Here is a 24,961-nt window from a genome sequence, read left to right on the forward strand (position 1 = left end):
CTCCATTTAATAGCAGGACTTCAATAGGAAGGAATTGAGTATGTCATCTAAAAAAGTAAAGACCCATATGTCTGCGATGGCAAAGAGAGAAGAGAGATGGGCATGGCTTTTCATAGCCGCTCCGTTTGTGGGATTCATGCTTTTCATGGCTTATCCCATTGTATTTGCTCTTATTGCCAGCACAAGCAAATGGACAGGTATTAACTCATTATGGGGCAATATTGTCGGACTTAGGAACTACATCAAGATCATAAATGATGTAAAGTTCTGGAAGGCAATGGGCACCACAATTATTTATATGATAGGTATTCCGATAGGTATGATCCTTGGAATACTTGTAGCCATGGGACTTAACAGAAAAATCCCCGGTAAAAGATTACTTACAACCATGTACTATGTACCGGTTGTTTCATCCCTTGTTGCGGTTTCAATTCTGTGGGCATGGGTTTTCAACTATGACTACGGTTTACTTAACGGAATCTACAAGGCATTGACCGGATTGCACGGCCCTAACTGGCTTGGCGACGAGGTCATGGTTAAAATATCACTTATTATTTTTATGGTCTGGAAGGGCCTTGGAGGTACAATAATCCTGTATTTGGCAGGTCTTCAGAACATTCCTCGCGACTACTACGAGGCAGCCATGATCGATGGTGCCGGAAGCTGGCAGAAGTTCAGAAATATTACGCTTCCGCTTCTTTCACCTGTTACATTCTACATCCTGATCACATCACTTATCGGTGGTTTCCAGGTATTCGTAGAGGTTCAGGTTATGACACCCTCCGGCGGACCAAACTACAGTGCAGCTACCGTTGTATTCTATCTGTATGAGAAGGCATTCACCAACGGACAGCTCGGATACGGTAGTGCAGTAGCAGTTATTCTTGCGATTATCATATTCATTATCACGGCCATCAATTTCTGGGGTCAGGATAAATGGGTTAAGACTATAGATTAAGGAGGTATGGCACATGGAATTAGCATTAAAGTCGAAAACAAGTGCAAAAGACTATCAGACAGACCGTGTCATGTCCTCTAAGGAGAAGACTTTTAATATTATAGTTTTTGTACTGCTTTTCTTATTTGCGATAACAATGGTGTTCCCGCTTGTTTACATGGTGGCAACATCTTTTATGACCAAGAATCAGATTCTTTCGGGCACATTAACACTTTTCCCGAACCCGATTCTTATTGGAAAATACAGCCAGGTTTTGAGTAAGGGCCAGTTTATAAGCGGTATCATCAACACCGTTACCGTCGAGATCCCGGTTCTGCTCATCGGTGGTTTCACTTCATCTCTTGCAGCTTTTGCCTTTGCAAAGATGAATTTCAGAGGTAAGAACGTGCTTTTCCTGGCACTTCTTGCTACAATCATGATTCCCTTTGCGGTAGTTATGATCCCTCAGTACGTGCTTTTCACAAAGCTGGGTTGGACGGATTCACTTGCTCCGCTGATCATTCCGGGATGTTTTGGTAACGTAGGTATGATCTTTTTCCTCAGACAGAACCTGTACAGCATTCCTTCAGAGCTGATGGATGCAGCCAAAATCGACGGATGTAACTATTTTGGAATCTACTACAAGATTTTCCTGCCCCTTATGAAGGGCGCCCTTGGAACTCAGCTGATGCTGTGGTTCATGGGAATTTGGAACGACTATCTTGCACCCACAATCTTCCTTAGAAGTGAGAAGCAGTGGACACTGCAGGTGGTTATCCGTTCCTTCAACCATTACTATGCAATTCAGAGTGACTACGCGCTGATCATGGCGGCTTCGGTTATAGCAATGCTGCCTACTCTGGTACTGTTCTTCCTGTTCCAGAGAGTCATCATCGAGTCTATTGCTATTAGTGGAATTAAATAAAAATCAGATTGAAAAATACGATAGGCCGTGCACTATATGATGTGCATGGCCTTTTCTACGTTATAAAGGTAAATGTGCAAATACCTTTTTAGTTTTTTACAGTTGCTGTTTTGAATTACGTGGGTATCGTGAAAAACAATATTTATCCACGTAAGAAACCTCATCATCCCTGCTCTATAGGGCTGTATGCTATCTTAACATTTATATCCTGGCTGTAATTGCCGAAGGTCTTGCCAAAGATAGTAAGACCGCCCACGTGAGCTGCATCCTCGGGAACAGCGATCTTGAATTTAATGCTGCTCTTGCTGGTAAGCTGGAACTGATCGATGGTGGTATCGGAGATCTGAAGGCCATCGATGAAGGTTCCGCGGTGGTTGATTACAAGCATTTTCAGAAGACCGTACTGATTCCAGTTGGGGAACCACCAATCAGGGGTGAAAATGCCCTTTACATCGCCGAAATCGCCGGGTGAAACCCATGTGCCGAGAAATTCATTGTTTAGATAAAAGTGAATGTCTGAGGGCCATACATTGTTAACTCCGGGGGCCTCGCTTGAGAGCTCGGCGGAGATGCATATCTCGTCAATTTTCTGGTTGAAGGGAATGAAGTTGGGAACCACGTATTCCACGTAACCCTTGGTAAACCAGAGTATATCTGCATCGTAGCGATCGGGATGTGAAAAATAACGGGTGTCATCTACCTCTCCAATGAGTCTTGTGGAGGAGGCGAGACCGCAGGTAGGATAGACCTGGTAGTCAGAGAACTGGCCAACCTTTATGTCTGCAGTATAGATGTTTTCATCCTTAGTCTCATCCTGAATATCTATAAGAATCTTATCAACGTGCACAGAGCATATTTTCTGATTACCGTGGCCGTTTGTCTCGTTGCTGACAGTAATCATGCCGCATTCTTCAAGCTTGCGGATATGGCTTGTAAGAGCGCCGTTAGTGATGTTCAGGCGACTGGCAAGCTCGTTCATGTTCATGCCGTTATCTTCAAGTAATATCTTGATAATCTCAATTCGTACATCAGACCCAAGAGCCTTAAAAAGATCCAGGCCTTCTGACAGGGATTTAATGTGAAGCATGATAACTCCTTTACATAAATGTAAAATATTTAACATAAATATAATAACATATAGGGTCTTTTGCGTCCATTACATAATCATATAATGAACGTTTAAGAATTTGTTTATTAACGGAAGAAAAGTCGGTTATGATAAACTTATAGTGGTACATGATGTAGATTCTATGTTTTCTTATCTTAGAGGTATTCTATGGGTTTTAGAAAAAAACCTTTGAAAAGAAGCATATTTCTCTTTATTCTTGGATTCATAACCTTACTATGCCTTGTCCTCAGCGTTATGACATATCGCACCTTTAATACTTCCATTTATGAGTCTTATGACAGGCGTATGACGGATATCCTCAATTATGTGTACAGTAATATTGATGTTGAGGATCTGTCTGTATGTGTGGAAACCAGTGTAGAGTCTGAAAAATTTAAAGAGATGATGACTTTCATGGATTCCATAATGGAAGACTTTGAAATCGATTTTCTTTATATTGTGCGCCCTATGATGGATAGGGATCCTATCACTGTTATGAATATTTTCTCTGCCGATACGGCTGAAGGCAGGGCAACAGATCCCGACGGGTATTATTTGGGTCTCATATTAGATGATGTATATGAGGAAAAGGATATCATCACATACAATGATGCGTTACAGAGGGATACAATCTCATATTTTAAGAACTTTTCCACCTGGGGATATGAATATACAGCCACAATGCCGCTTATAAACAGTAAGGGCGAGCATTATGCTCTTCTTTGTGTCGATATTGGTGTTGAGGACGTGGAGAGAGCAATCCAGACCTACACAATTATTAATATTATTCTGATTGTTACGCTAGGTATTCTTTTCATGATCATATTTATCGTGTGGATGAATCACAATGTTACAGAGCCTATCGGTCAGCTTGAAAAGAGCGTGGTTTCCTTTGCCATGAGGAGTCATGAGCAGAAGAATCCGGAGCTTCTTAGCTATGATGATCCGCATATTCACTCCCATAACGAGGTTGAATCTCTGGCTAACGCAGTTAATCAGATGTCAAATGACATGCAGCTCTATGCGAAGAATATTCTCGATGCCGAGGGTCAGGTTCAGGTAATGAGGACCAAGGTAAGCCACATGGATATAGTGGCCTATCAGGATGCTCTTACCCATGTAAAAAACAAGGCGTGGTATGACAAGATTGAGTCTCGTGTGAATAATGATATAGAAAATGGCACAGCCCGGTTTGGCATTGTTATGGTGGACCTTAACTGCCTTAAGCAGATCAATGATACCTATGGTCACGAGCATGGAAACGAGTATATTTTCGGATCCTGCCACCAGATATGTATAATTTTCGATCATTCGCCTGTTTTCAGAGTTGGCGGTGATGAGTTTGTAGTTTTGCTTGAAAATCGTGACTACGACGACAGAGAAAAGCTTATAAAGGCTCTTAAAGACGCTTTTGCCAAATCTGCAGATGATTCGAAGAGAGAGCCGTGGGATTGCTATTCGGCAGCTATCGGTGTTTCAATATTTGATGCTACAACCGATAAGACGATGAATGACGTATTTAAGCGGGCAGATGAGGCTATGTATAAAGACAAGGTAGCTTCGAAAAAGGCAAGGCAGTGATGTCACGATGGATGCAGGCGGCAGCATAAACGCCAACATAACGGACAAGAGTGCCGTAAAGCCCACATGGGAAACGTGTGCGCATGTATGGGATTTGTCACAGATGGCAACACAACTGAATTGAAATGAGTTTTAAGGAGCTTCACGATGCTGAGGTTCCTTTTTTATATTTTGAAAATGGTTTTTGATATTTTCAAATGAATATATGAGATAAACCGGCTTAAAAAATGTCGGGTTTTACTGAAAAGCACCTATGGAAAGCAGGAGTGGTTTTTATGTACCATTAAGTGATAAGAGTATGATAAGAGGTGCGTGTACCTGTCATGGTGACAGATACCGCAAAATGTATAGGAACTAATTCCGGAAAGGACTGAACATGCTGATTAAAGAGATGAAAATAAATGGGGTAAAAGAGCCCATAGGATACCTTACAGAATACCTTACTGCGACCTTTAAGATCACGGATACTAAATCTCACAAGGCGGATATATGCAGGCTGGAGGTAGCGCAGGACGAGAATTTTGATGATATCATTTTCACAGAAGATAATGCCAGCCCTATAGGGACAGCTATAAATATCGAATTAAAGCCAAGAAGCCGTTATTTCTTCCGCGCCTATGTCAAGGGAGATATGGGAGATGAGGCGACAGGAATATCCTTTTTTGAGACAGGTAAAATGGAAGATGAATGGGCTGCGGACTGGATAACAGCAGGGAAGGGTGACCTTCATCCCATACTTCGCAAGACCTTCACCACGGAGAAGGATGTAAAACGTGCCAGACTCTATATCTGCGGTGTAGGCCTGTTTGAGGCATACCTAAATGGTGAGAAGGTGGGGGATGAGTATCTTACTCCTTATGTGACCAATTATGAAAAAGGGATTCAGATCATTACTTTTCCTGTAGAAAAGTACCTGCAGGGCGGCAGAGAGAATGCCTTGGAAATATATCTGGCAAAGGGATGGTATATGGGAACCTTTGGCCTTGAAGGGACAAAAGAAAACTTCGGGAATCAGATGGCAGCCATCGCTGAGCTTCACATTGAGTATGAAGCCGGAAGTGAACTGATAAAAACTGACGGTTCCTGGGAATACAGGGGCTCTGATTTTGAGGATACAGGTATATATGACGGTGAAGTATTAAACAGAACACTATGGGATGGAAAAGAAAACGAATGGAAGAGTGTGTCGGTAATTTCTGAACCTCAGGATGACAAGGGCACCGCTAACCTTGTAAAAAAGAACCTCAGGGACAGACTCTCCATCCCCGTAGTTGTCAGAGAAGAGATAAATGCAAAAGAAGTTATTGCCACACCCTCCGGGGAGAGTGTGGTGGATTTTGGCCAAAATTTCGCAGGATTCGTCGAATTTAAGGCCGATTTCCCCAAGGGCACAAGAATTGTACTTAACTTCGGTGAAATCCTCCAGAAGGGCAATTTCTACAATGATAATTACAGAGAGGCAAAATCTGAATACGTTTATGTCTCCGGGGGAGAGAAGGAGACGGTAAGAGCACATTTCACCTTCTTCGGATTCAGATATATGAAAGTCTCAGGGTGGCCGGGAGAGATTAGCACCAAATATTTTACCGGAAAAGTATTGTGCTCTGATGTAGAAAGAACCGGGTTTATTGAGACAGGCAATGCAAAGATAAACAGACTCTATGAAAACACTTTGTGGGGCCTGTATTCCAATTTTATAGACATGCCGACCGACTGTCCCCAGAGAAATGAGAGGCTGGGCTGGACAGGCGATGCGCAGGTATTCTCTGCAACCGCAACCTACCACACTGATACCCTTGCTTTTTTCAGAAAGTTCAACAAAGACCTGAGGGATGAACAGGAGCTTATAGACGGTGCAATCCCCAATTATGTGCCTAATATAGGCCATAAGAAGGATGCAGGTCCTATATGGGGAGATGTGGGTACAATTGAACCCTGGAATCTCTACAATGCCTATGGGGATAAGGAATTCTTGAGATCAGCCTATCCGATGATGAAGGACTGGGTTGATTATATAGACAGAGAGGATGCAAAGAGGGGTGAAAGAAAATACATCAATGATTTCTCCTTCACTTTCGGTGACTGGCTTGCACTGGACGGGGCTACTGAAACCAGCTTCAAGGGCAGCACAGAGGATGCATATCTAAGTACTGTGTATGATTACAGATCTGCGGTCATAGTGGCTGATGCGGCGAAAATACTGGGGTATGAGCAGGATGAGATGAAATACAGAGCCCATGCCGAAAAAATCCGTGAGGCAATTTTAAATGAGTATTTCACCCCCAACGGACGTCTTGCAATGGATTCACAGACGGGGATTCTTGTGGCACTTAAGTTTGGCATCTGCAAAGACAGGGAGAAGCTCATATCGCAGCTTAAAGCCAGATTTAAAAAGGATATGTACAAGATCAAGGGAGGCTTTGTCGGAGCTACCATGATGTGCACCGTTCTTGGTGAGAATGATATGTCAGACATTGCCTATGATTTTCTCTTTAACGAGAGCTTCCCGGGATGGCTCTACGAGGTGAATCTTGGAGCAACTACCATCTGGGAGAGATGGAACTCTGTCCTTGAGGACGGCACAATATCTCCTACAGGCATGAACTCGCTAAATCATTATTCCTACGGTTCTGTCGAGGAATTCATGTACGCTTATGCTGCGGGAATAAGACCTAAAACCGCAGGATACAGAGAGATAATTATAGATCCGCATCCGGACGTGAGACTAAAGTTCCTTAATGCTTCCTACAACAGTGTCAGAGGAAAGATTGTATGCGAGTGGAAGATTCGTGATGATGGAGATATCAGCCTCCATGTGGAGATCCCCTTCGGAACCCATGCAACTCTTCATCTTCCGGGGAATTCATCCGAACCGGTAAAGGAGCTTGAAAGCGGAGTGTATGATATTACCTACACACCTGACAGAGATTACAGGAAGCCCTTTGGATGGGATTGCAGACTTTCAAGACTTGCAGGTAATGCAGATGCTAAGAACATTCTCAAAAAGTATGTTCCGCCCCTTGCGGGAATGATGCATGACCCTGAGACAGCATGCAATACCTTCAGAGAGCTTTCCCATATGGGATTTTTGCCGATTGACCCTGAGGGACTTAAAAAAGCAGTGGCAGAGCTGGAGGAAGTTATTGCACTGTGAATGACAGATAATAACAATACAGGAAAGAGAGTGAACAAATGAAAAAACAGCTTTTTAACGATAACTGGAAATTCTGGAAGGGCGGGGATGCATTCGCTCTTATCTGGAGCGTGCCGGAGGACGCGCAGGACGTGACACTTCCCCATGATGCCATGATTCATGAGAAGGCTCATAAAGAAAGCCCAAACAGCGGAATGACAGGCTACCGCGACGGGGACTACTACACTTATGTGAAAGAGCTTAATTACTCTCCGGCGGAGACAGGAGAGAATGTTATCCTCCAATTTGAAGGAGTCTATAAGGATGCATTCGTTTTTGTTAACGGGGAATTTGCAGGAAAAGAGCACAGTGGCTACACCACCTTTAACGTGGATATCAGTGATTTTCTGAAGGAAGGAACAAATGAGATCCGGGTTCAGGTCCATAACGGGGATATGCCCAACAGCAGGTGGTATTCGGGCGGCGGAATCTATCGTGACGTATATCTTCTGACTTCTGAAAAACTGTGCATAAAACCTGACGGTGTGAAGATCCGCACAGAAAATGCGGATGAGGATGAGGCAGTCATCAATGTCAGAAGCAGTATCGTAAACGGAAGGTTCTTAAGAGAGAAAATATTCATAACCACAAAAATTTACGATCCGGATGGAAGTGCAGTAGCATCAGACACTGCTACTATGACGTTCATGACCGGTGAAAAGAGAGATGTGAGTCGCAGAATAACCGTGATGAAGCCGAAGCTCTGGAGTGATGAATCTCCGGCTATGTATCGCTACGAAATGACAATTTCTGACCGTCAGGGAAAGGAGATTGACCGCGAAGAAGGCGCATTCGGTATCAGAATCATCTCCCTTGATTCAAAGCGCGGCCTTCGTGTAAACGGAAAAGAGGTGAAGCTCAGAGGAGCCTGCATACACCATGACAACGGTATAATCGGCGCTGCGACCTATGAGATGGCTGAGTATCGCCGGGTATATCTTATGAAAAAAGCGGGCTTTAATGCCATCAGAATGTCACACCATCCCATGTCTCCTGCTATGCTTAGAGCCTGCGATGAACTTGGCATCTATGTTATGGATGAGCTCACCGATATGTGGAATCACGGCAAGGGCCAGTACGATTACGGAATGAGCTTTGATGATTCGTGGAGACATGACCTTGAGCTTATGGTAAAAAAGGATTACAACCACCCTTGTGTTATTCTTTACTCCATAGGCAATGAGATACCTGAAATAGGCCTTGAGCACGGCTCGCGCACAGCTTACGAGATAAGCTCTCTTTTCCATGAACTTGATGACACAAGATATACCACAGCAGGAATTAACGGCATTTTTGCAGCAAGCGATCGCATTCCTGAGATTATGTCAGACCTCAAAAAGGATGGAAAAGTTGATGGAAACGTCAATGACTTTATGAGTGTGATGCATGATTTCATGGACGAAATAGTGAAGCACAGGGCCATATCGGAAACACTTGATGCTGCCACTGCATCTTTGGACGTTGCTGGCTACAACTATATGACAGCCAGATATGAGCCGGACGGGAAGGAATATCCCGACAGAGTGATAGTCGGAAGTGAGACCTATCCTCCGGAAATCGCAAGAAACTGGGCAGAAATCAAAAAGTATCATCACGTCATCGGTGATTTTACCTGGACAGGATGGGATTATATAGGAGAAGCCGGAGTCGGAATTCCGGCCTATAAATTCGGAGAGGGCGGCTTTGGAGCCCAGTTCCCCTGCCAGCTGGCATATTGCGGTGATTTTGACATAACAGGCTACAGAAGACCTGCATCCTATTTCAGGGAGGCTGTATTCGGTCTTAGAAAAGATCCCTATATTACGGTTCAGAGCCCTTCTCATTACGGTGAGGAAGTAATAAAAACCGCATGGGTTATAAGTGACAGTATCCCTTCCTGGACTTATCCGGGATTTGAGAATAAACCTGTCATCGTTGAAGTCTATGCTGCAGGAGATGAAGTGGAACTATTAAGAAACGGTGAATCTCTTGGAAGAAAGAAATCAGGCGAGGCCGCAGGCTACATAACAGTTTTCGAGACGGAATATGAACCCGGTGAGCTCACAGCCGTATGCTATGAGAACGGAAAAGAGATTGGCAGAAATACTCTTAAAACAACAAAAGAAGCAGCAAAACTCGCGATAGTAAGAGAAGACGAGAGCTTTTTCGCAGGAGAGACATTAAAGCCCATTTGCGACAATGGAAAGCTGATATACCTGAACGTGCTTCTTGAAGATGAAAGCGGAGAGCTTGTCCAAAATGCAGATGAGGAACTGACAGTTACCTGTGAGGGCGCTGAGGTTCTCGGGTTTGGAAGCGGAGATCACAAACCCTCCCATAACTATGATGAAAAGGTAACGGACTCTTTCCTTGGAAGGGCACAGATAATCCTTCTTGAAGATGAGGCTGACAAAGAGATCAGTGTAAAGGTCTCTTCAAAGTCTGGACTTACAGGTGAGCTCATGCTATAAAAATGGGAATCCGGGCTTACTCTTCCCTGAAAGGAATGAGCCTGTCTCCATGGCTGTTACTGTGCCTGTAGCTCTGAGGTGACATATGATATTCACCACGGAAAACCCTTGAAAAATGGTCGGCGGAATTGTAGCCCACACGGTCTGCGATTTCGCTGATTTTCATATTTGTATTTAGCAGGTATTCCTTTGCGTCGGAGAGCCTTAGCTGTTTTATCAGTGTGGTGAAGTTATAGCCCGTATTCTGTCTGATAAGGCTGCTTAAGTGGGGCTCGCTGTAATGAAAGAACTCTGACAGGGACTTCAAGGTGAGAGTTCGGTAGTTGTGCTCTATATATCGTAAAACAAGTGAAAAATCCGTCCCAACCTTGTAGTCATGGAACTGAATGGTACTTGAATAATTGCGAAGGAGCTCTGTCATCATCAGATTTATCCAGTTAATGCAGCAGTTGTTGCTGTAATCATCCGTCTTATAGCACTCTATCATTGCATGTCTTATGTAATTCTCTATATTTGTATCCCGCCCGACAAAAAACTGAAGATAGTTCTCCTTTGATTCATCCTGAAGGATGGTCCTGAAGAATTGCGATAAAAGATCCTTTCTTGACATGAGTGAGAAAAAGTTGGTATTGAAGGTACTTTTTCTGAGCATTATGCAGAATATTGTGGAGGAATCATCATCTATCGTTATGTCATGCTCGGAAGATGGCGCAATTATACACATCTCCCCTGCGCCCATCTTGTGAGTCTCGCCGTCGAAGAAAAAGCTGCAGCTGCCTTCTGCAACGTAGTCCAGCTCGAAGTAGTTGTGCATATGGGATGAAGGTCTCGTATACCTGGGATGCCTTATGATGAATACATCGCGATTGGGCGGAATGATCTCATTCTCTGTCACAGTGTATCTGCTGGGAGAAGGGGTGACCACGAGATATAAAGAGTCGATTATTTTGTTGAAATCTGCGGTTGAGGTGGACTCATTCCACACCGGCTTTGGCATCTTTGGCTTTTGATTCGACAGAAGATGGTTAACGGATAGATAATTGATGAGTTCATTAAACTGCATACGCTCCCCCATCTTGTGGTAGCGTTCCGTCATGAACCTCTGATATTCTCCGATACTGATATATTGTTCCATGATCTCCTCCGCCGGATAATTGACCTGTCGCCTGCCGAAGGGGCAGGTTTGTATTTTCTTCTATCAATTGTACTACATAATCTTAAAAAATGTCGGATTGGAGTTCGGTAATGCTGTGTGAATTTTTTTAAAATAGCTCTAATATAAGGACACAGCGCAAACGTTTATACGGAGGGATGCTCTACAGAGAGGGTCCGGGAGAAGAGATAAGGAAAGCTCAGAGCTATTTACAAATTGTAGATACAATATATAGAGCCGTTGAAGAGAGTGAATATTCTGTTCCCGGGAAAAAGAGCAAAACCGGAGAGATTAGTAAATTGGAATGGGTATTATCGTTCCAAGGAGTTTAATGTGAAAGTAAAACGAGGACAAGCTATATCAAATATGGGAAGCTTTCGCAAGGCTCTTTCGATGTACACCGTGAGAGCCTTGTTTTTTGTGTCGGGATTTGTGGTTGTCATATGCATGATCACAATCTTTCTTGTAGTTACTGTTATGAATGGATTGTATACCCAGCAGAAAAATAATGCTGAGTTTGCCATAAAGGTGTATGTGTCTGAACTGGACAATTCCATATTGCAGGTCACAAAGCGCATTGCCAAGGAGGCCTCCGAGAACTACGATTTTTCATATCTGAATGATGCTGATGTTGCAAGAGAAAATTATTACAAGATGATGGAAAGTGTTGTCAGTGTCCGGCACAAAATGGATGACATCAGAACGGAAAATGGCCTGGTATCAGGAGTATATATTGATTATCCGGATATTGATATGTTTCTGGTAAGCAATAATGATTCAACAGGAAACAGCATGGTCGTCTTGCAAGAGTATGTCAGGGATACAGAAAAAAGCGATGAGGCGCAGGGAGCCTGGAAATTTGTGGATACAGGCGAAATGAAGCTTCTGGTATATGTAAGACAATTCAGAAATGCTTATTATGGTGCGTGGTTCGACATTGATAACTGCGCAAAAGAGTTCTCTTTTTATGATACCGATATGGCGAATATCAGCGTTTTTTGTGACAAAGAAGGAACGGTAATAGGGCCGACTGACAGGCTTGCGGATAACTTCCCGGATAAGGTCCCTTCGGAAAACAGCTGGAGTAATTCCAAAGGATTTCTCTATGAGGTTGCACGGGTTGAATCTGCTGTTGCCGATTATGAGATTGCTCAGCTGATTCCTCTAAATTCAGTTCTTAGCGGGGTTCCGTCACTCATATGGATATTGGTTATTCTGACTGTCCTGTCTATACTGATGGTCCCGGCCGTTATCTATGTTCTTAATAAGTGGATGGTAAGACCTATCACAGATCTTAACCTGGCGATGGATGAGATAGGCTCGGGAAATGTGGACTACAGAATTAAGGAAAGCGGTGCAATAGGAGAATTCGAGAAGCTAAACCATGAGTTTAACAAGATGATGGATGATGTGCAGCGTCTCCAGCAGGGAGTTTATGAGGAGCGTCTCAAGGAGCAGAATGTTCGCCTGAAATTTCTAAGCCAGCAGATTCAGCCACATTTTATCATGAACACTCTAAATATCCTATACAGCTATGAGCAGGACGAATATCCCCTTATACAGAAGATGCTGATAAATCTTTCAAGATATTTTGCATACATAGTCAATGCCAGCAGGGATGAGGTGCTTCTCAAGGAGGAGATGAAACATATTCAAAACTATTTCGCTATCCAAAAAGTCAGATATCCCGATACTTTTTCCACGATCATAGAGTGGGAAGATGAGGTGGCAAATTGCCTGATTCCGCCGCTTCTTATCCAGAATTTTGCAGAGAATACCATAAAACACTCTATCAGGATAGGAGAGGAGATTCAGATTATCATAATAGCCAGGAGATACGATAAGGACCCGAATAAAGTTCAGGTGCTTATGCTCGATACAGGCAAAGGAATCAATGAGGAGACCCTCGAAGTAATTCACAGATTTCAGGATACAGGGGTCAGGGAATCCCAGCTGGGCGTGGGCATTCAGAACGCCATAGAGAGGCTGAAAATCCTCTACGGCGTAGAGACCAGACTGGAGATAATGAGGGATGAGCCTCACGGAACAAGAATAGAGATAATATTGCCGCTCAAGCTGGCAGAGGATGAGGAAGATGATGAATAGGAAGCTTAATGCGCTGATCGTTGATGATGAAGCTGTTGTATTAAATTCCATGAAAAAAAGGATCATGTGGGATAAATACGGCGTGGAAAATGTATATGAAGCGGGTTCAATGGCGATAGCTAAGGAGATATTTGAGAGGGAACATATAGATTTTATGCTATCTGACGTGGAGATGCCGCAGGGCTCGGGGCTTGAACTGTTCGAATGGGTGAAGCTTCACTACCCTGCAACAGAGTGCATATATGTGACCTGCCACCCGGAATACGACTACATGAGAAAAGCGATGCTGCTCGGAAGTGTCGACTATATATTGAAACCAATAGACTACAGTGAACTTGATGAGATACTGACTAAGCTCGTGGAGAGGCTCCAAAGTGAGAGAGAAAAGGAGGAAATCCCTGGGGATATAGTCATACGTGTTGCAGTGCAGGAATCACAGGAAAATCATAATCAGTCTGTCCATGATGCCAAACGGTTCATATTAGAGCATATTCAGGAGGATATCTGCGTGGATGATATAGCTATGACTGTACATCTAAATGCCAGTTATCTCATGAGGACCTTCAAGAAAGGAACGGGGGTTTCGATTCTTGAGTATATCACGAATGAAAGGATAAAGCTTGCGAAGGAGATACTTTTATCCACTGACTATCCGGTCACCAAAGTGGCGGAACTTGTGGGATACCCAAACTATTCGTATTTTACCAAAATCTTCAAGAAATCCGTTGGAGTTGGACCAAAAGGCTATAGGAATGAAAATGCAAAAAGTCATTTTTGAACATATAACAGGTAAGGATTTTTCTATTTTGAAAAATCCTTACCTGTTATCATTTGAGCAGTAACAAACATCAAAGTTGTAAATGGGAGGTAACAAAAATTATGAAGAAGAAACTTGTCAGTATTCTTACAGCCGGGGCTGTTGCAACAATGACTCTTGCCGGTTGCGGAGGATCTTCAAATACTGCAACAGGTGAGGAAGAGACAGCATCAGCTGAGACCTCTGAGGGCACTGCAGGTAGTGAAGATAGCACATCTGATGCGGCTATAGATATGAGCGAAGAGCCTTACGAGATCGCGGTTCAGTTCATAGGACTTAATGAGTCTAACAATGATCTGGAGGCAGTTGAGGCTGCTATAAATGAGATTACTCTTGAGAAGATAAATGCGACGGTTGACCTTCAGCCTCTTTTTATTGGGGATATGGGGACAACCACTTCCATGGGTATCGCCGGTGGTGAGAAGATGGATATTGTGACTGTCGGCCTGGTATACGCCATGAGTTCAGCAGTGAAGGATGGGGTGCTTCTTGAGCTTGATGATCTTATCGCAGAGAGAGGAAGCGCTATCTCAGAGGTATGTTCAAATGTTGAGGCAGCTCAGAAAATAAACGGCAAAACCTATGCGGTTTCAGGCTACCCTTATCCGGCAGTGTCAGGAGGATTCGTATATAACAAGACTGTTGCCGATAAACTCGGACTCGATATGCATGATGGAATGACAATCGACGATCTGACAGCAGTGGGAGAGACTTTGAAAGAAAATGGCATGTATCTTACAAGCTTTTCCAATTCCGCACAGCTCAATTTCAAATTTATGAATTCTGTAGATGTTTACGGTGCTTCGGGAGACTATGGCGTAGTTATGGATCCTTCCAATGATACTACAGTAGAGAATATATTTGCCACAGATGAATTTAAGCATTACTGCGAGACAGTAAAGACATGGTTTGACAACGGATATCTTCCGGAGGATCAGATGACAGATACAACTTCTGTTCAGCAGCATTTTGCCAATCAGAAAGTGTTTGGAACATCTACTGCATATACACCTGATCAGATAGCTGTATGGACAAACCCTGACTTTGAGACAGGAATAGTATCTATGGATAATCCTATTATCCAGACATCCTTTGTCCAGGAGATGATGCTCGGCATTGCTGCAACATCAGAGAGACCTGACAAATGTATGGATCTTATCAACCTCATCTACTCTGATGCAGATGTTGCCAACCTCTTTAATTACGGTATTGAGGGTACAGATTATGTTGCGGTTGATGGAACGGATAACGTTATCACATATGACGGCACAGCCAATGCAGATCACAGCGGATATTACACATCCTTTATGCACTTTGGTAATCCCATAACAAGACATATTGTGGCTCCTCTTACAGATGAGTATGTGAATGATCTTGAGGCATTCAATGATTCTGCAGTTGTTTCCAAGGCTTTTGGATATGCATTTGACGCAGAGGCTTACAGCACACAGGCAGCCGGAATATCTGCAGTACTTGCAGAGCAGCTTCCTCTGTTAAATGCAGGACAGGTCGAGGATGTGGATGCAGCTATCGAGAAGCTTGTCGGTGATCTTCAGACAGCAGGAATTGATGAGGTAATAGCAGCCAATCAGGAACAGCTTGATGCTTACCTTGCAGGTAATTAAGAGCAGGAGTTTTGAAGGAGCATGAGCATGAAAGGTAATAAAAAATCTCTCGGGAAACAGCTTCTGCACTGGCTTCCGTTTTATCTTATGGGACTTCCCGGAATGACTTATCTTTTTATAAATAACTATATGCCCTTGGCGGGTCTGCAGATAGCTTTCAAGGATTTTAACTACGCTAAGGGCATGTGGGAGAGTCCCTGGAATGGGGTAAAGAATTTTGAGTTTTTGTTTAAGAGCAATGATGCATTCGTTATGATCAGAAATACCCTGCTTTACAATATCCTATGGATTTTCCTTGGGATGGTACTGGGGGTTGGAGCGGCTATTCTCTTAAATGAGGTAAAAAATGCTGCGGCAAAGAAATTCTATCAGACGGTGATTCTTCTCCCTTATCTGATGTCGATGGTTGTAATTGCATACCTTGTATATGCTTACTTATCACCCACATCAGGCCTTATATCAAAAATGATCGGGAGAATTACAGGAAGCATACCTCAGTTTTATCAGGAGCCAAAATACTGGCCGTTTATCCTGACCTTTGTGAATCAGTGGAGAGGCATAGGCTTTGGAATGATCCTGTATCTGTCGAGCCTGCTGGGAATAGATCCCGCATACTACGAAGCCGCCTCATTGGACGGAGCCTCGAAGTGGCAGCAAATCCGCCTGATAACGATACCGCTCTTAAAGCCGACTATTCTCATGCTCCTGATATTAAATATGGGGCAGATTTTCAGATCCGACTTTGGTCTGTTCTATCAGGTTCCCATGATGCAGAGTGCGCTTATGCCTGCGACACAGACTATTGACACCTATGTGTACAGGGCGCTGCTTAAGCTCAACAACGTGGGTATGTCATCTGCGGCATCATTTATTCAATCAGTTGTAGGCTTTATATTCATCGTCGTTGCCAACAAGATTGTAAGCAGGCTTGATGAAAACAGTTCGGTATTCTAAGAAAGGGGCTATACAGGATATATGAAAACAAAGACACAAAAACGCTGGTCTTTAGCAGCGAATATCATATTGACAATCAGCTCACTTCTGGCAATACTGCCGTTCATACTGTTGGTGATTGCTTCATTTACTGATGAGGAAGTTGCCATGAATGACGGCTTTTCATACCTGCCAGCAAAGCTGTCTATGGCAGCCTTCGGGTATATTGGACAGCAGTGGGCGATGATAGGAAGAGCATATCTGATGACGATTATTGTCACAGCAATTGGAACCGGTGCAAGCGTTGTAATGACAGCAATGCTGGCCTATATGCTCTCTCAGAGGAAACTTCCGGGAAGAAAGATTTTGAATTTTCTTGTAGTATTCACCATGCTGTTTAACGGAGGCCTCGTTCCCACCTATATCATGTACGTGAGAACTTTTCATCTGAAAAACAGCATAGGAGGACTTATAGTGCCAAACCTCATGCTGAGCGGTTTCATGGTAATGCTGGTGAGAAACTATTTTGAAAACAGCATTCCCGAAGAACTCTATGAGGCTTCGAGGATAGATGGGGCAGGTGAGTTTTACAACTTTTTCCATATAGCCCTTCCACTGTCTGTTCCGATACTTGCCACCAGCGGACTTATGACGGGACTTGCATACTGGAATGACTGGCAGAACGGATTGTACTATCTTGATTCCAAGGGAGCAAAACTCTATACGGTACAGAACATTCTCAACAACATAAATGAGAATATCCAGTTTCTTGCATCCAATGCGACAGGCGGTGTTAACGTAGGAGATCTTCCGACAACTACAGTGAGGATGGCTATTGCACTGGTTGGAATACTTCCTGTGCTGATAATATATCCCTTCTTCCAGAAATACTTTGCAAAAGGTCTTACAATGGGCGCTGTGAAGGGATAATAGGATTTGGGACTATACTTTATGCCCGGGCTACGGCTCGGGCATGATTTGTATATGAAGAAGAGTCATAATGGCTTGATGTGCCGACAGTAGAGGATTAAGATTAATTGAGGAGCAGCGATCATGATAATAAATACAAAATACGGAAAGATACAAGGGCTTGATAAGGAGGGGTATTCCTGCTTCCTGGGAGTACCTTATGCGAAACCACCTGTGGGAGATCTCAGATGGAAGGCACCTGTGGAACCTGAGCACTATAGCGGTGTAAGGAAGGCTACGGCTTTCGGGAACAGATGCATGCAGGAGATTATCGAAGATGATCTTTACACGAAGGAATTCTACAGTAACAATGAGTACAACTGTACCATGTCCGAGGACTGTCTGTACCTGAATATATGGACGCCATTGACAGCAAAAGACGAGCGGGATTTGCCCGGTTCTGCAGAAAATAAGCGCTATCCTGTTGCCTTCTGGATTCATGGCGGGGCGTTTATGGGCGGCTATGCCAGTGAGATGGAGTTTGACGGTGAGGCCTACTGCAAAAGAGGCGTGGTGCTTGTAAGTGTTGAATACAGGTGCAATGTATTTGGATTTTGGGCACATCCCTGGCTGACAGAGGAGAATGAGAAAAAGATATCCGGCAATTACGGGATACTTGACCAGATAGCAGCACTTAGATGGGTTCATGATAATATTGCAGCTTTTGGAGGTGATGCTGATAACATTACTATTTTTGGACAGAGTGCGGGAGCGATGAGCGTGCAGACACTTCTGTCGAGTGAGCTTGCAAATGGCCTTTATTCGAAAGCCATAATGCAGAGCGGCGGCTCCTATAAATATGGGCTTCACAGGGATATAACCCTGGAGGAACAGGAAAAAATAGGAAGAATGCTGCCGGAGGTACTTGGCGCAGCCGGTCTTGAGGAAATGAGAAGCCTTGATGCAAAGACAATAATCAGAAAGATGGGAGCATTTATTGGCAAGGGAATAGCCTCTTTTAACGGTTTATTCCTTATTCCGACAATTGATGGATATGTACTAAAAGATGGCTACTATAAACTTATGGATGAGGGTAAAATGCCCGACGTGCCATGCCTGATCGGATCAAATGCAGATGATATACTTCAGGATGAAGATAAGAGCGGTATAGCCAAAAAGCAGCCGCTTCATAAAGGAAGTGTAGCTTATAGCTTAAAACTTGAGGAGACGGGAAATCAGCCTGCCTATGTGTACTTTTTTAACAGGAAGCTTCCGGGGGATGATCATGGAGCCTTCCACTCAGCGGAGCTGTGGTATATGTTCGGAACACTTGGCAGATGCTGGAGACCGATGGATAAGCATGACTATGAGCTATCTGATGAGATGATGGATGCCTGGACCACGTTCATGAAACAAGGTCAATTTGGGGATGATGAATGGAAGAGGTGCATAAAGAGCGAACCTTATTACAGGGTATTTGAGTAGATTTCGGAAGGAGTATAGCAATGAAAAAGTATTTTTGTAACCCGATAAACATCGATTATCACTATCAGTTTATCAAAGACAGTTTTAGAGGTGGAGAACTTCACATCTCAAGAGAGGCAGCTGACCCCACATTTTTATATTGGAAAGGAAAATATTATATTTTCGCATCCATGAATCTCTCTGTGTGGGTGTCTGAGGATCTTGCGAATTGGAAGAGTGTGAGACTTCCTGATAATCTGCCGCTTAATGACTATGCACCTGATGTGAGGGTGATTGGTGATTATGTTTACTTCAGCGCATCCAAAAGGGGCGAGATCTGTAATTTCTACCGCACCAAGGACATAGAGAACGGACCCTATGAAGAAATCCCGGGTACTTTTGATTTCTGGGATCCTGATCTTTTCTGGGATGATGATGGGAAGGTTTATCTATACTGGGGCTGCTCAAATATGACTCCCATATGGGGCGTAGAGCTGGATCCCGAGACGATGAAGCCTCTTTCGGACAGAGTGGAGCTTGTCCACGGAAGACCCAGGGAGCTTGGCTATGAGAGAGTGGGAGAGGACCACAGTAAGCCTCTGATTGAAGGTGAAGAGCTGGACAGACTTTTTGAGGGCTTTATTAAAAACATGGGTCAAGAGATGCTGGCCAATGCTTCAGATACGGACAAGGCTTTTTTCAAGAGCATGCTAAGTAATAATCCGTTTATTGAAGGCGCTTATATGAATAAGCATGACGGAAAATACTATCTTCAGTATGCAGCAACGGGCGCTGAGTACAATGTTTACTGTGACGGTGTATATGTGTCGGATTCACCCCTGGGACCCTTTGAGCTTGCTGAAAATAATCCTTATTCCTATCAGCCGGGCGGCTTCATGCCGGGGGCAGGCCACGGTTCGACAATGGAGGATGCAAACGGTAATTTCTGGCACACCTCAACAAGTCGCATAAGCCTCAATGATAACATGGAGAGAAGATGTGGCATCTGGCGTGCAGGCTTTGACAAGGACGGAGAGCTTTTCTGTAATACAGGTTACAGTGACTGGCCTCAGTACGTGGATGGAGGAAAGCTTGATCCCTGGCAGGAGCCGGAATGGTACCTGCTTAGCCGCGGCGCGAAGATGACAGCATCTTCTTACTGCGTAGGCGAGGGAAGCGGCGCCGGCGAAGGAGATACGAAAGTAGCAGTATGGGACAGCATATCAACCGCACCGGACAATGCTCCTTCAAGAGCTTCAGAGGAAGATGACAGAACCTGGTGGAGAGCTGCCGGGAAGGACGCCGGTGAATGGCTTATGATGGACCTTGGCGATGTGAAGGATGTGCGTGGTATTCAGATCAATTTTGCTGATGACAGAGTAGATGCACAGCCGGAGACAGAGATAACGGGTCAGGGTATGGGCGCAAGACAGATAGACGGCAGGACACATCATACCAGATGGACTTTGGAAGGCTCCTTGGACGGTGAGACCTTTGCTGTTTTGATGGATAAGTCCGATGCGGATACAAACCTTCCTCATGACTTTATAGTTTTGAATGATGGTGAAGGTCAAAAGCTTCGCTATATCAGACTGACTATTCTTGAGGCACCTTTTGATCAAAATGCTGCCATATCAGGCCTTCGTGTATTCGGTAAGGGCAATGGAAAAAAGCCTCAGGAAGTGAGCTTTGAAGCGTTGAGACTCGATGACCTTGATATGCGTGTATCCATGCAGGCTCAGGGTGCAGATGGCTACAATATCTGCTGGGGTCATGCTGCTGATAAGCTCTATCACAGCTGCATGTTTTACCCTGCGAAAGGCGCTGACAAGGCTGAGCGCATCATTGGCGCACTCATTTCCGGACAGGATGTATATGTAAGAGTTGATGCATTCAATGAGAACGGCATAACCTGCGGCAAGGTCAGGAAGCTCAAATAATGCGAAGAAGCGACCGAGAAATAACTGACGTTAAAATCTGAATTTAAAGAAAGACTGTGAAGAATGCTTATACAGGATTCTTCGCAGTCTCTTTTGATGTAACGGTATTTTCTTTTGAACCAAAGGTAATGAAGAATAACATCATAAAGATGAGTCCAAAACCTATGGCATCGTAGATGGTGAATCTACTCTTTAAAACAAATGTTGAGATAAGGGCAGCTGTTATTGGTTCAGCAAAACTGTAAAGAATTGCTTTTTGCGGACCGATTTTTGATACTCCGCTAATGTATAGTGTGAATGCGCAAATATTACCGATAACGACAACAAAGAGTATTCCAAATATTCCCATAAGGTTTGGAATGTAATATATTTTCCAGGTTCTAAAAGCTATTCCCAAGAGTGCACCGCCAAGTAAAAATGACCATCCCTGAGCCACGATGACAGGAATGATATTTGTAATCTTCGGTGCAAGTACGTTGTATATCATCACGCAGAAAGCACTTCCGATACCGGCAATAAGTGCAGGAAGTGGTAATGAGATGTGCTTTAGATCACCGTGAGTTGTTAACAGGAAAACACCGGTTATTGCTAAAAGTATGGATATGATTTCAAAAGATCTGGGCAACCTCTTTGAGGTCATGCATGTAAAGATAAGTATAAATATTGGTGATAGATCCTGAAGTATTGTTCCCATGGCTGCATTTGAAAGTTCGATAGTTAGAAAATATAGGAACTGACAGATACTTACACCCGCAACTCCATATATAATCATCCATTTTGCCATTTCTACAGATTTCCATGGCTTGAACACGATATCTTTATGTCTTATCAGGCAATACAAAAGGATAAGTATTCCTGAAAGACCAAGTCTTATAGGCACGAGCCACCTGCTATCCATCTGCTGTACGGTAAAAAGGTACTGGCCCATTGATCCGGACAATCCCCAGCAAGATGCTCCAAGTAGTGTAAATATTATTCCTTTTAAATTTCTTTTCATTGTGTTACTGCTCCTTGACAGAAAACATATATAACACAATCAGAATTCCTTTTCAATTTATTTCAGGATAAAAAAATCACTTTATTTTTATCCCATTTTACATTTGTGTTGTTGTAAAAACGAATACTTGGAGACAGGTATATAAGATAGAAATATACATAGAAATTATATATCTTTTTGTAAGCGACTGAGCGAGGCAGGTATATAAGGATAGAAATATGATGCACTTTTATATACTTTTTTCTGTGCTTTATAAGTACCAGGGGTGAGTGTTACAGGAAATGCTTATCGAAAAAGTATATAAGTCAAATTATCATTTTCAATTTATATACCGAACGGAGAAGTTACGGGAGAAATAGGTATATAAATTTGACGTAAGAGCTTTTCTTATATATGTTGTGCAAAAAGACGCGTTATAAATATTTTAGGAACACTCTTGTAAAAAGAGAGTTATTTTTTAAAAAAACAAAAAAGTTGGTATTTCATATTTGAGAAAGATAATCAGTGATTTAAAAGGTGACAGCTACAGAGGTAAGAAGTTAGAAACCATTGCTATAGAAACTGGAAGAGGTAAACAGGCTATTAAAATGAAATAAAAAACTTTATGTGTGATGCGTTGGCTTCAAAAAAGCTTCTTTATGTACTTATGTGCTGGATGTTACAATGAGAAAGACCATTGATTACCGCTATACAAGGAGATGCCAACATGAAAGTTGCTGTTTATGGATTATACAAACGCGAATATACAGAACTAAAAGAGTATGAAAAGACTATTTGAAATAGATTTAAAAGACTATAAAAAAACGGATTCTGTTTTCCGATGGCCATCAGCCAGAGCTATCATTATCAAGGGTGACAAGATGGCTCTTGTATATAGCAGATGAAACGACAAATAATAATGAGTTATAACGTCCTTGGGAATGAACCATTCCCAATCGGAATTTGTGGAGGAGGAAATGGAACAGAAGCTGTTTACAGAATTACGGCCTTTATATACGACAAGCAAAGAAAGCCCCAATGAGATCAGGATTAGGATTCGTATGCGTGACCTGATCTATTCAGATGTTCTTCGTCATGCTGTGGATTCCACTATGGAAAGATATCCTTATTTCTGCGTTGAATTGCTGAAAAAGGGTGAGCAATATTTTTTTGCGGAAAACCATCGACCTGTGGTTATTACAAACTCTCTTCACGGGGTGGATCTGAATTCAGAGGATTCCAATTTCCATATGATCGCGTTTTGTTTTCTGGATAACTGGATCATTTTGGATGTATTTCATGGCATGACGGACGGAACAGGCGCGTATGAAGTGCTTCGGACATTGTTGTATTATTACTGTTCTGAGCGGTATCAGGTCAAGTTGAATGACGAGGGCATTCGTCTGGTTGGAGATGTGATCTCAGAAGAGTGGATAGACCCTGTGGTAAACAGGACCGATCTTCCGATTCCTCCTCGCAATGAAATGCCCAAAGCTCTGAATCTCATCGCTTCTGCGGGCCTTGAGTATGATCACCGGCACACCGTATACAGTATCTCCATCTCGGAATCCGAATTTATGAGATTCAATCTGGACAATGACGGCAGTCCCGGTACAATGGTTTCTCTGCTCCTAAGCCGAGCCATTGCAAAGCTGTATCCTGATTCCAAAGATCCTGTTCGCATCGCCCTTTGTGTGAACCAGAGAAACGCCCTTCACACGCCACTGGCGCATCAGAGCCTGGTTGGTGGAATAATGCTGGAGTACAAGGACAAAATGCGCGATTGGTCCCTGGAGAGGCAGAGTACCGCATACCGCGGGATGGTTTTTGTCCAGAGCCAGGAGGAGAATGTGCTGATGGGAGTGGCTTCGCAGGCAGGAATTACGCGTATGATCCTATCCAAAGAAAGTGATCAGGAACGACAGGGGGCAGCGGGATATATCAATTCGTTGGCGAACAGAGTTATTACGGCGACGGTCAGCTATGTGGGTAAGGCAAACTACAAGGAAGCCGAGCAGTACATTCGTGATTTCCGGGTGTGGACTTCTTCTGCGGCAAATGGTCTGACAGTTGAAATATCTGCTGTAAACGGACGATTCACCCTCGACTTTCTACAGACTTTTTCGAGCCCTGTCTTTGTAAATGCATTTCTGAAGGAGCTGGAAGACAACGGAATTGTATACGACCTTCAGGATGTTAATAAGCTGGAGCTTCCGAACATAAAGCTTCCCTGGTCTGAACTGAGCATAATCTATCGCAGGAGCAATTAACTGTATTCTTTAGAGCTTTTCTTATGAACAGAGCAATGAGTGCGGTCCTGTTGCCATAATGACAGCCCTGACCATAGAAACCGAGAATACCCTTAAACCATCCGTTTGCCACAGTTATCTCTATTTTGTTCTGACTTTCTATTAGCCCGGTTACATCAATTGAGCTTTATAATCGATAATTATAAGAAAGTCACATTAAATGAAGTGGCAGAGCATTTTAATTATTCGCTGGCGCATTGCTCCAGACTTATCAAGGAAGAGACAGGAGAGAGTTTTTCTTCTTTTGTGAGAAATATAAGGCTCCAACACGCTGAGTCACTTTTAGTAAATACAAATACTACCATAGCAGATATAAGCAGTATCACAGGGTATGAAAATCCGGAGTCTTTTATACGGTTATTCGAGAAAATATATAATATGTCGCCCTCGAAATATCGAAAAAAGCACAACTGCATAGAAGAATAAGACGGAGTATGATATTTGTTTTTGGAAGGGTTAAATAACTGAAAAATAATTAGCACTCTGCTTGACAGAGTGCTAATTTGGTGTTATACCATATATAGAACAAAGGAAC

General features: G+C 43.2%; 19 protein-coding genes. 15 read left to right on the plus strand and 4 right to left on the minus strand.

The genetic code is table 11. The features are described 5' to 3' along the window. The first annotated feature begins 40 nt into the window (after nucleotides 1–40). Together G610_RS0105520 and G610_RS0105525 are read left to right on the plus strand one after the other, a co-directional pair. On the plus strand, nucleotides 41–958 hold the full coding sequence (locus tag G610_RS0105520; RefSeq protein ID WP_026523988.1) for a carbohydrate ABC transporter permease: 918 nt from the start codon (nucleotides 41–43) through the stop codon (nucleotides 956–958). A gap of 13 nt (nucleotides 959–971) precedes the next feature. Then, nucleotides 972–1,862 (plus strand): carbohydrate ABC transporter permease, encoded by an 891-nt coding sequence (locus G610_RS0105525; protein WP_035797013.1) that lies wholly within the window; start codon nucleotides 972–974, stop codon nucleotides 1,860–1,862. Between the two features lie 163 nt (nucleotides 1,863–2,025). Here the strand turns inward: G610_RS0105525 and G610_RS0105530 are convergent, their stop codons facing one another. Next, nucleotides 2,026–2,949, minus strand: coding sequence for an ArsR/SmtB family transcription factor (locus G610_RS0105530; protein ID WP_026523990.1), 924 nt, complete (start codon nucleotides 2,947–2,949; stop codon nucleotides 2,026–2,028). Between the two features lie 189 nt (nucleotides 2,950–3,138). Here G610_RS0105530 and G610_RS0105535 point away from each other — a divergent pair, with 189 nt between their 5' ends. The 3 genes from G610_RS0105535 (at nucleotide 3,139) to G610_RS0105545 (ending at nucleotide 10,194) form a co-directional block, all read left to right on the plus strand. Then, nucleotides 3,139–4,551: a sensor domain-containing diguanylate cyclase gene (locus G610_RS0105535; protein WP_026523991.1), complete on the plus strand. Its 1,413-nt coding sequence runs from the start codon at nucleotides 3,139–3,141 to the stop codon at nucleotides 4,549–4,551. Between the two features lie 376 nt (nucleotides 4,552–4,927). Further along, nucleotides 4,928–7,705 carry a family 78 glycoside hydrolase catalytic domain gene (locus G610_RS0105540; protein WP_026523992.1) on the plus strand — a complete coding sequence of 926 codons (2,778 nt, stop codon included), beginning with the start codon at nucleotides 4,928–4,930 and terminating at the stop codon, nucleotides 7,703–7,705. A gap of 38 nt (nucleotides 7,706–7,743) precedes the next feature. Beyond that, on the plus strand, nucleotides 7,744–10,194 hold the full coding sequence (locus G610_RS0105545; protein WP_026523993.1) for a glycoside hydrolase family 2 TIM barrel-domain containing protein: 2,451 nt from the start codon (nucleotides 7,744–7,746) through the stop codon (nucleotides 10,192–10,194). A 16-nt stretch (nucleotides 10,195–10,210) separates the two neighbouring features. Here the strand turns inward: G610_RS0105545 and G610_RS0105550 are convergent, their stop codons facing one another. Beyond that, nucleotides 10,211–11,329: an AraC family transcriptional regulator gene (locus tag G610_RS0105550; protein ID WP_026523994.1), complete on the minus strand. Its 1,119-nt coding sequence runs from the start codon at nucleotides 11,327–11,329 to the stop codon at nucleotides 10,211–10,213. Nucleotides 11,330–11,505: 176 nt separating this feature from the next. Here G610_RS0105550 and G610_RS22985 point away from each other — a divergent pair, with 176 nt between their 5' ends. From G610_RS22985 to G610_RS0105590, 8 genes are all read left to right on the plus strand, one after another. Beyond that, nucleotides 11,506–11,679, plus strand: coding sequence for a hypothetical protein (locus tag G610_RS22985; protein ID WP_155830963.1), 174 nt, complete (start codon nucleotides 11,506–11,508; stop codon nucleotides 11,677–11,679). Between the two features lies 1 nt (nucleotide 11,680). Then, complete coding sequence (locus tag G610_RS0105560) at nucleotides 11,681–13,453, plus strand: sensor histidine kinase (protein WP_155830964.1); 1,773 nt, start codon at nucleotides 11,681–11,683, stop codon at nucleotides 13,451–13,453. Continuing rightward, nucleotides 13,443–14,231, plus strand: a complete 789-nt coding sequence (locus G610_RS0105565) for a response regulator transcription factor (protein ID WP_196809812.1) — start codon at nucleotides 13,443–13,445, stop codon at nucleotides 14,229–14,231. Before G610_RS0105560 ends, G610_RS0105565 begins: the two co-directional genes overlap by 11 nt. Nucleotides 14,232–14,332: 101 nt before the next feature. Beyond that, a complete protein-coding gene (locus G610_RS0105570) occupies nucleotides 14,333–15,895 on the plus strand; it encodes an ABC transporter substrate-binding protein (RefSeq protein WP_026523997.1) in 1,563 nt (520 codons plus the stop codon). A gap of 27 nt (nucleotides 15,896–15,922) precedes the next feature. Then, complete coding sequence (locus G610_RS0105575; RefSeq protein WP_155830965.1) at nucleotides 15,923–16,849, plus strand: ABC transporter permease; 927 nt, start codon at nucleotides 15,923–15,925, stop codon at nucleotides 16,847–16,849. A gap of 21 nt (nucleotides 16,850–16,870) precedes the next feature. Continuing rightward, complete coding sequence (locus G610_RS0105580) at nucleotides 16,871–17,758, plus strand: carbohydrate ABC transporter permease (protein ID WP_026523999.1); 888 nt, start codon at nucleotides 16,871–16,873, stop codon at nucleotides 17,756–17,758. Nucleotides 17,759–17,881: 123 nt separating this feature from the next. Next, nucleotides 17,882–19,222, plus strand: a complete 1,341-nt coding sequence (locus tag G610_RS0105585; RefSeq protein ID WP_026524000.1) for a carboxylesterase/lipase family protein — start codon at nucleotides 17,882–17,884, stop codon at nucleotides 19,220–19,222. A gap of 20 nt (nucleotides 19,223–19,242) precedes the next feature. Further along, nucleotides 19,243–21,141 carry a family 43 glycosylhydrolase gene (locus tag G610_RS0105590; protein WP_026524001.1) on the plus strand — a complete coding sequence of 633 codons (1,899 nt, stop codon included), beginning with the start codon at nucleotides 19,243–19,245 and terminating at the stop codon, nucleotides 21,139–21,141. A gap of 67 nt (nucleotides 21,142–21,208) precedes the next feature. Here G610_RS0105590 and G610_RS0105595 read toward each other — a convergent pair whose 3' ends face one another. Further along, nucleotides 21,209–22,138, minus strand: coding sequence for a DMT family transporter (locus G610_RS0105595; RefSeq protein ID WP_026524002.1), 930 nt, complete (start codon nucleotides 22,136–22,138; stop codon nucleotides 21,209–21,211). 956 nt (nucleotides 22,139–23,094) lie between these two features. Between G610_RS0105595 and G610_RS0105600 the strand changes: the two genes are divergently transcribed. Beyond that, complete coding sequence (locus tag G610_RS0105600) at nucleotides 23,095–24,387, plus strand: hypothetical protein (protein WP_026524003.1); 1,293 nt, start codon at nucleotides 23,095–23,097, stop codon at nucleotides 24,385–24,387. Here the strand turns inward: G610_RS0105600 and G610_RS23885 are convergent. Further along, nucleotides 24,314–24,547, minus strand: coding sequence for a hypothetical protein (locus tag G610_RS23885; protein ID WP_334291306.1), 234 nt, complete (start codon nucleotides 24,545–24,547; stop codon nucleotides 24,314–24,316). The two genes, G610_RS0105600 and G610_RS23885, sit on opposite strands and share 74 nt — an antisense overlap. 44 nt (nucleotides 24,548–24,591) lie before the next feature. Here G610_RS23885 and G610_RS23995 point away from each other — a divergent pair, with 44 nt between their 5' ends. After that, entirely contained in the window at nucleotides 24,592–24,852 is a 261-nt protein-coding gene (locus G610_RS23995; RefSeq protein WP_442855663.1) for a helix-turn-helix transcriptional regulator, read from the plus strand. Nucleotides 24,853–24,961 lie beyond the last annotated feature (109 nt).

This window comes from Butyrivibrio sp. MB2005 (assembly GCF_000424285.1).
Classification (GTDB): Bacteria; Bacillota; Clostridia; order Lachnospirales; family Lachnospiraceae; genus Butyrivibrio.

Excerpts from the sequence above, each read along its gene's own strand:
- G610_RS0105520 (WP_026523988.1), top strand. The coding sequence starts at position 41 with ATGTCATCTAAAAAAGTAAAGACCCATATGTCTGCGATGGCAAAGAGA.
- G610_RS0105525 (WP_035797013.1), top strand. The coding sequence starts at position 972 with ATGGAATTAGCATTAAAGTCGAAAACAAGTGCAAAAGACTATCAGACA.
- G610_RS0105530 (WP_026523990.1), bottom strand. The coding sequence starts at position 2,949 with ATGCTTCACATTAAATCCCTGTCAGAAGGCCTGGATCTTTTTAAGGCT.
- G610_RS0105535 (WP_026523991.1), top strand. The coding sequence starts at position 3,139 with ATGGGTTTTAGAAAAAAACCTTTGAAAAGAAGCATATTTCTCTTTATT.
- G610_RS0105540 (WP_026523992.1), top strand. The coding sequence starts at position 4,928 with ATGCTGATTAAAGAGATGAAAATAAATGGGGTAAAAGAGCCCATAGGA.
- G610_RS0105545 (WP_026523993.1), top strand. The coding sequence starts at position 7,744 with ATGAAAAAACAGCTTTTTAACGATAACTGGAAATTCTGGAAGGGCGGG.
- G610_RS0105550 (WP_026523994.1), bottom strand. The coding sequence starts at position 11,329 with ATGGAACAATATATCAGTATCGGAGAATATCAGAGGTTCATGACGGAA.
- G610_RS22985 (WP_155830963.1), top strand. The coding sequence starts at position 11,506 with ATGCTCTACAGAGAGGGTCCGGGAGAAGAGATAAGGAAAGCTCAGAGC.
- G610_RS0105565 (WP_196809812.1), top strand. The coding sequence starts at position 13,443 with ATGATGAATAGGAAGCTTAATGCGCTGATCGTTGATGATGAAGCTGTT.
- G610_RS0105570 (WP_026523997.1), top strand. The coding sequence starts at position 14,333 with ATGAAGAAGAAACTTGTCAGTATTCTTACAGCCGGGGCTGTTGCAACA.
- G610_RS0105575 (WP_155830965.1), top strand. The coding sequence starts at position 15,923 with ATGAAAGGTAATAAAAAATCTCTCGGGAAACAGCTTCTGCACTGGCTT.
- G610_RS0105580 (WP_026523999.1), top strand. The coding sequence starts at position 16,871 with ATGAAAACAAAGACACAAAAACGCTGGTCTTTAGCAGCGAATATCATA.
- G610_RS0105585 (WP_026524000.1), top strand. The coding sequence starts at position 17,882 with ATGATAATAAATACAAAATACGGAAAGATACAAGGGCTTGATAAGGAG.
- G610_RS0105590 (WP_026524001.1), top strand. The coding sequence starts at position 19,243 with ATGAAAAAGTATTTTTGTAACCCGATAAACATCGATTATCACTATCAG.
- G610_RS0105595 (WP_026524002.1), bottom strand. The coding sequence starts at position 22,138 with ATGAAAAGAAATTTAAAAGGAATAATATTTACACTACTTGGAGCATCT.
- G610_RS0105600 (WP_026524003.1), top strand. The coding sequence starts at position 23,095 with ATGGAACAGAAGCTGTTTACAGAATTACGGCCTTTATATACGACAAGC.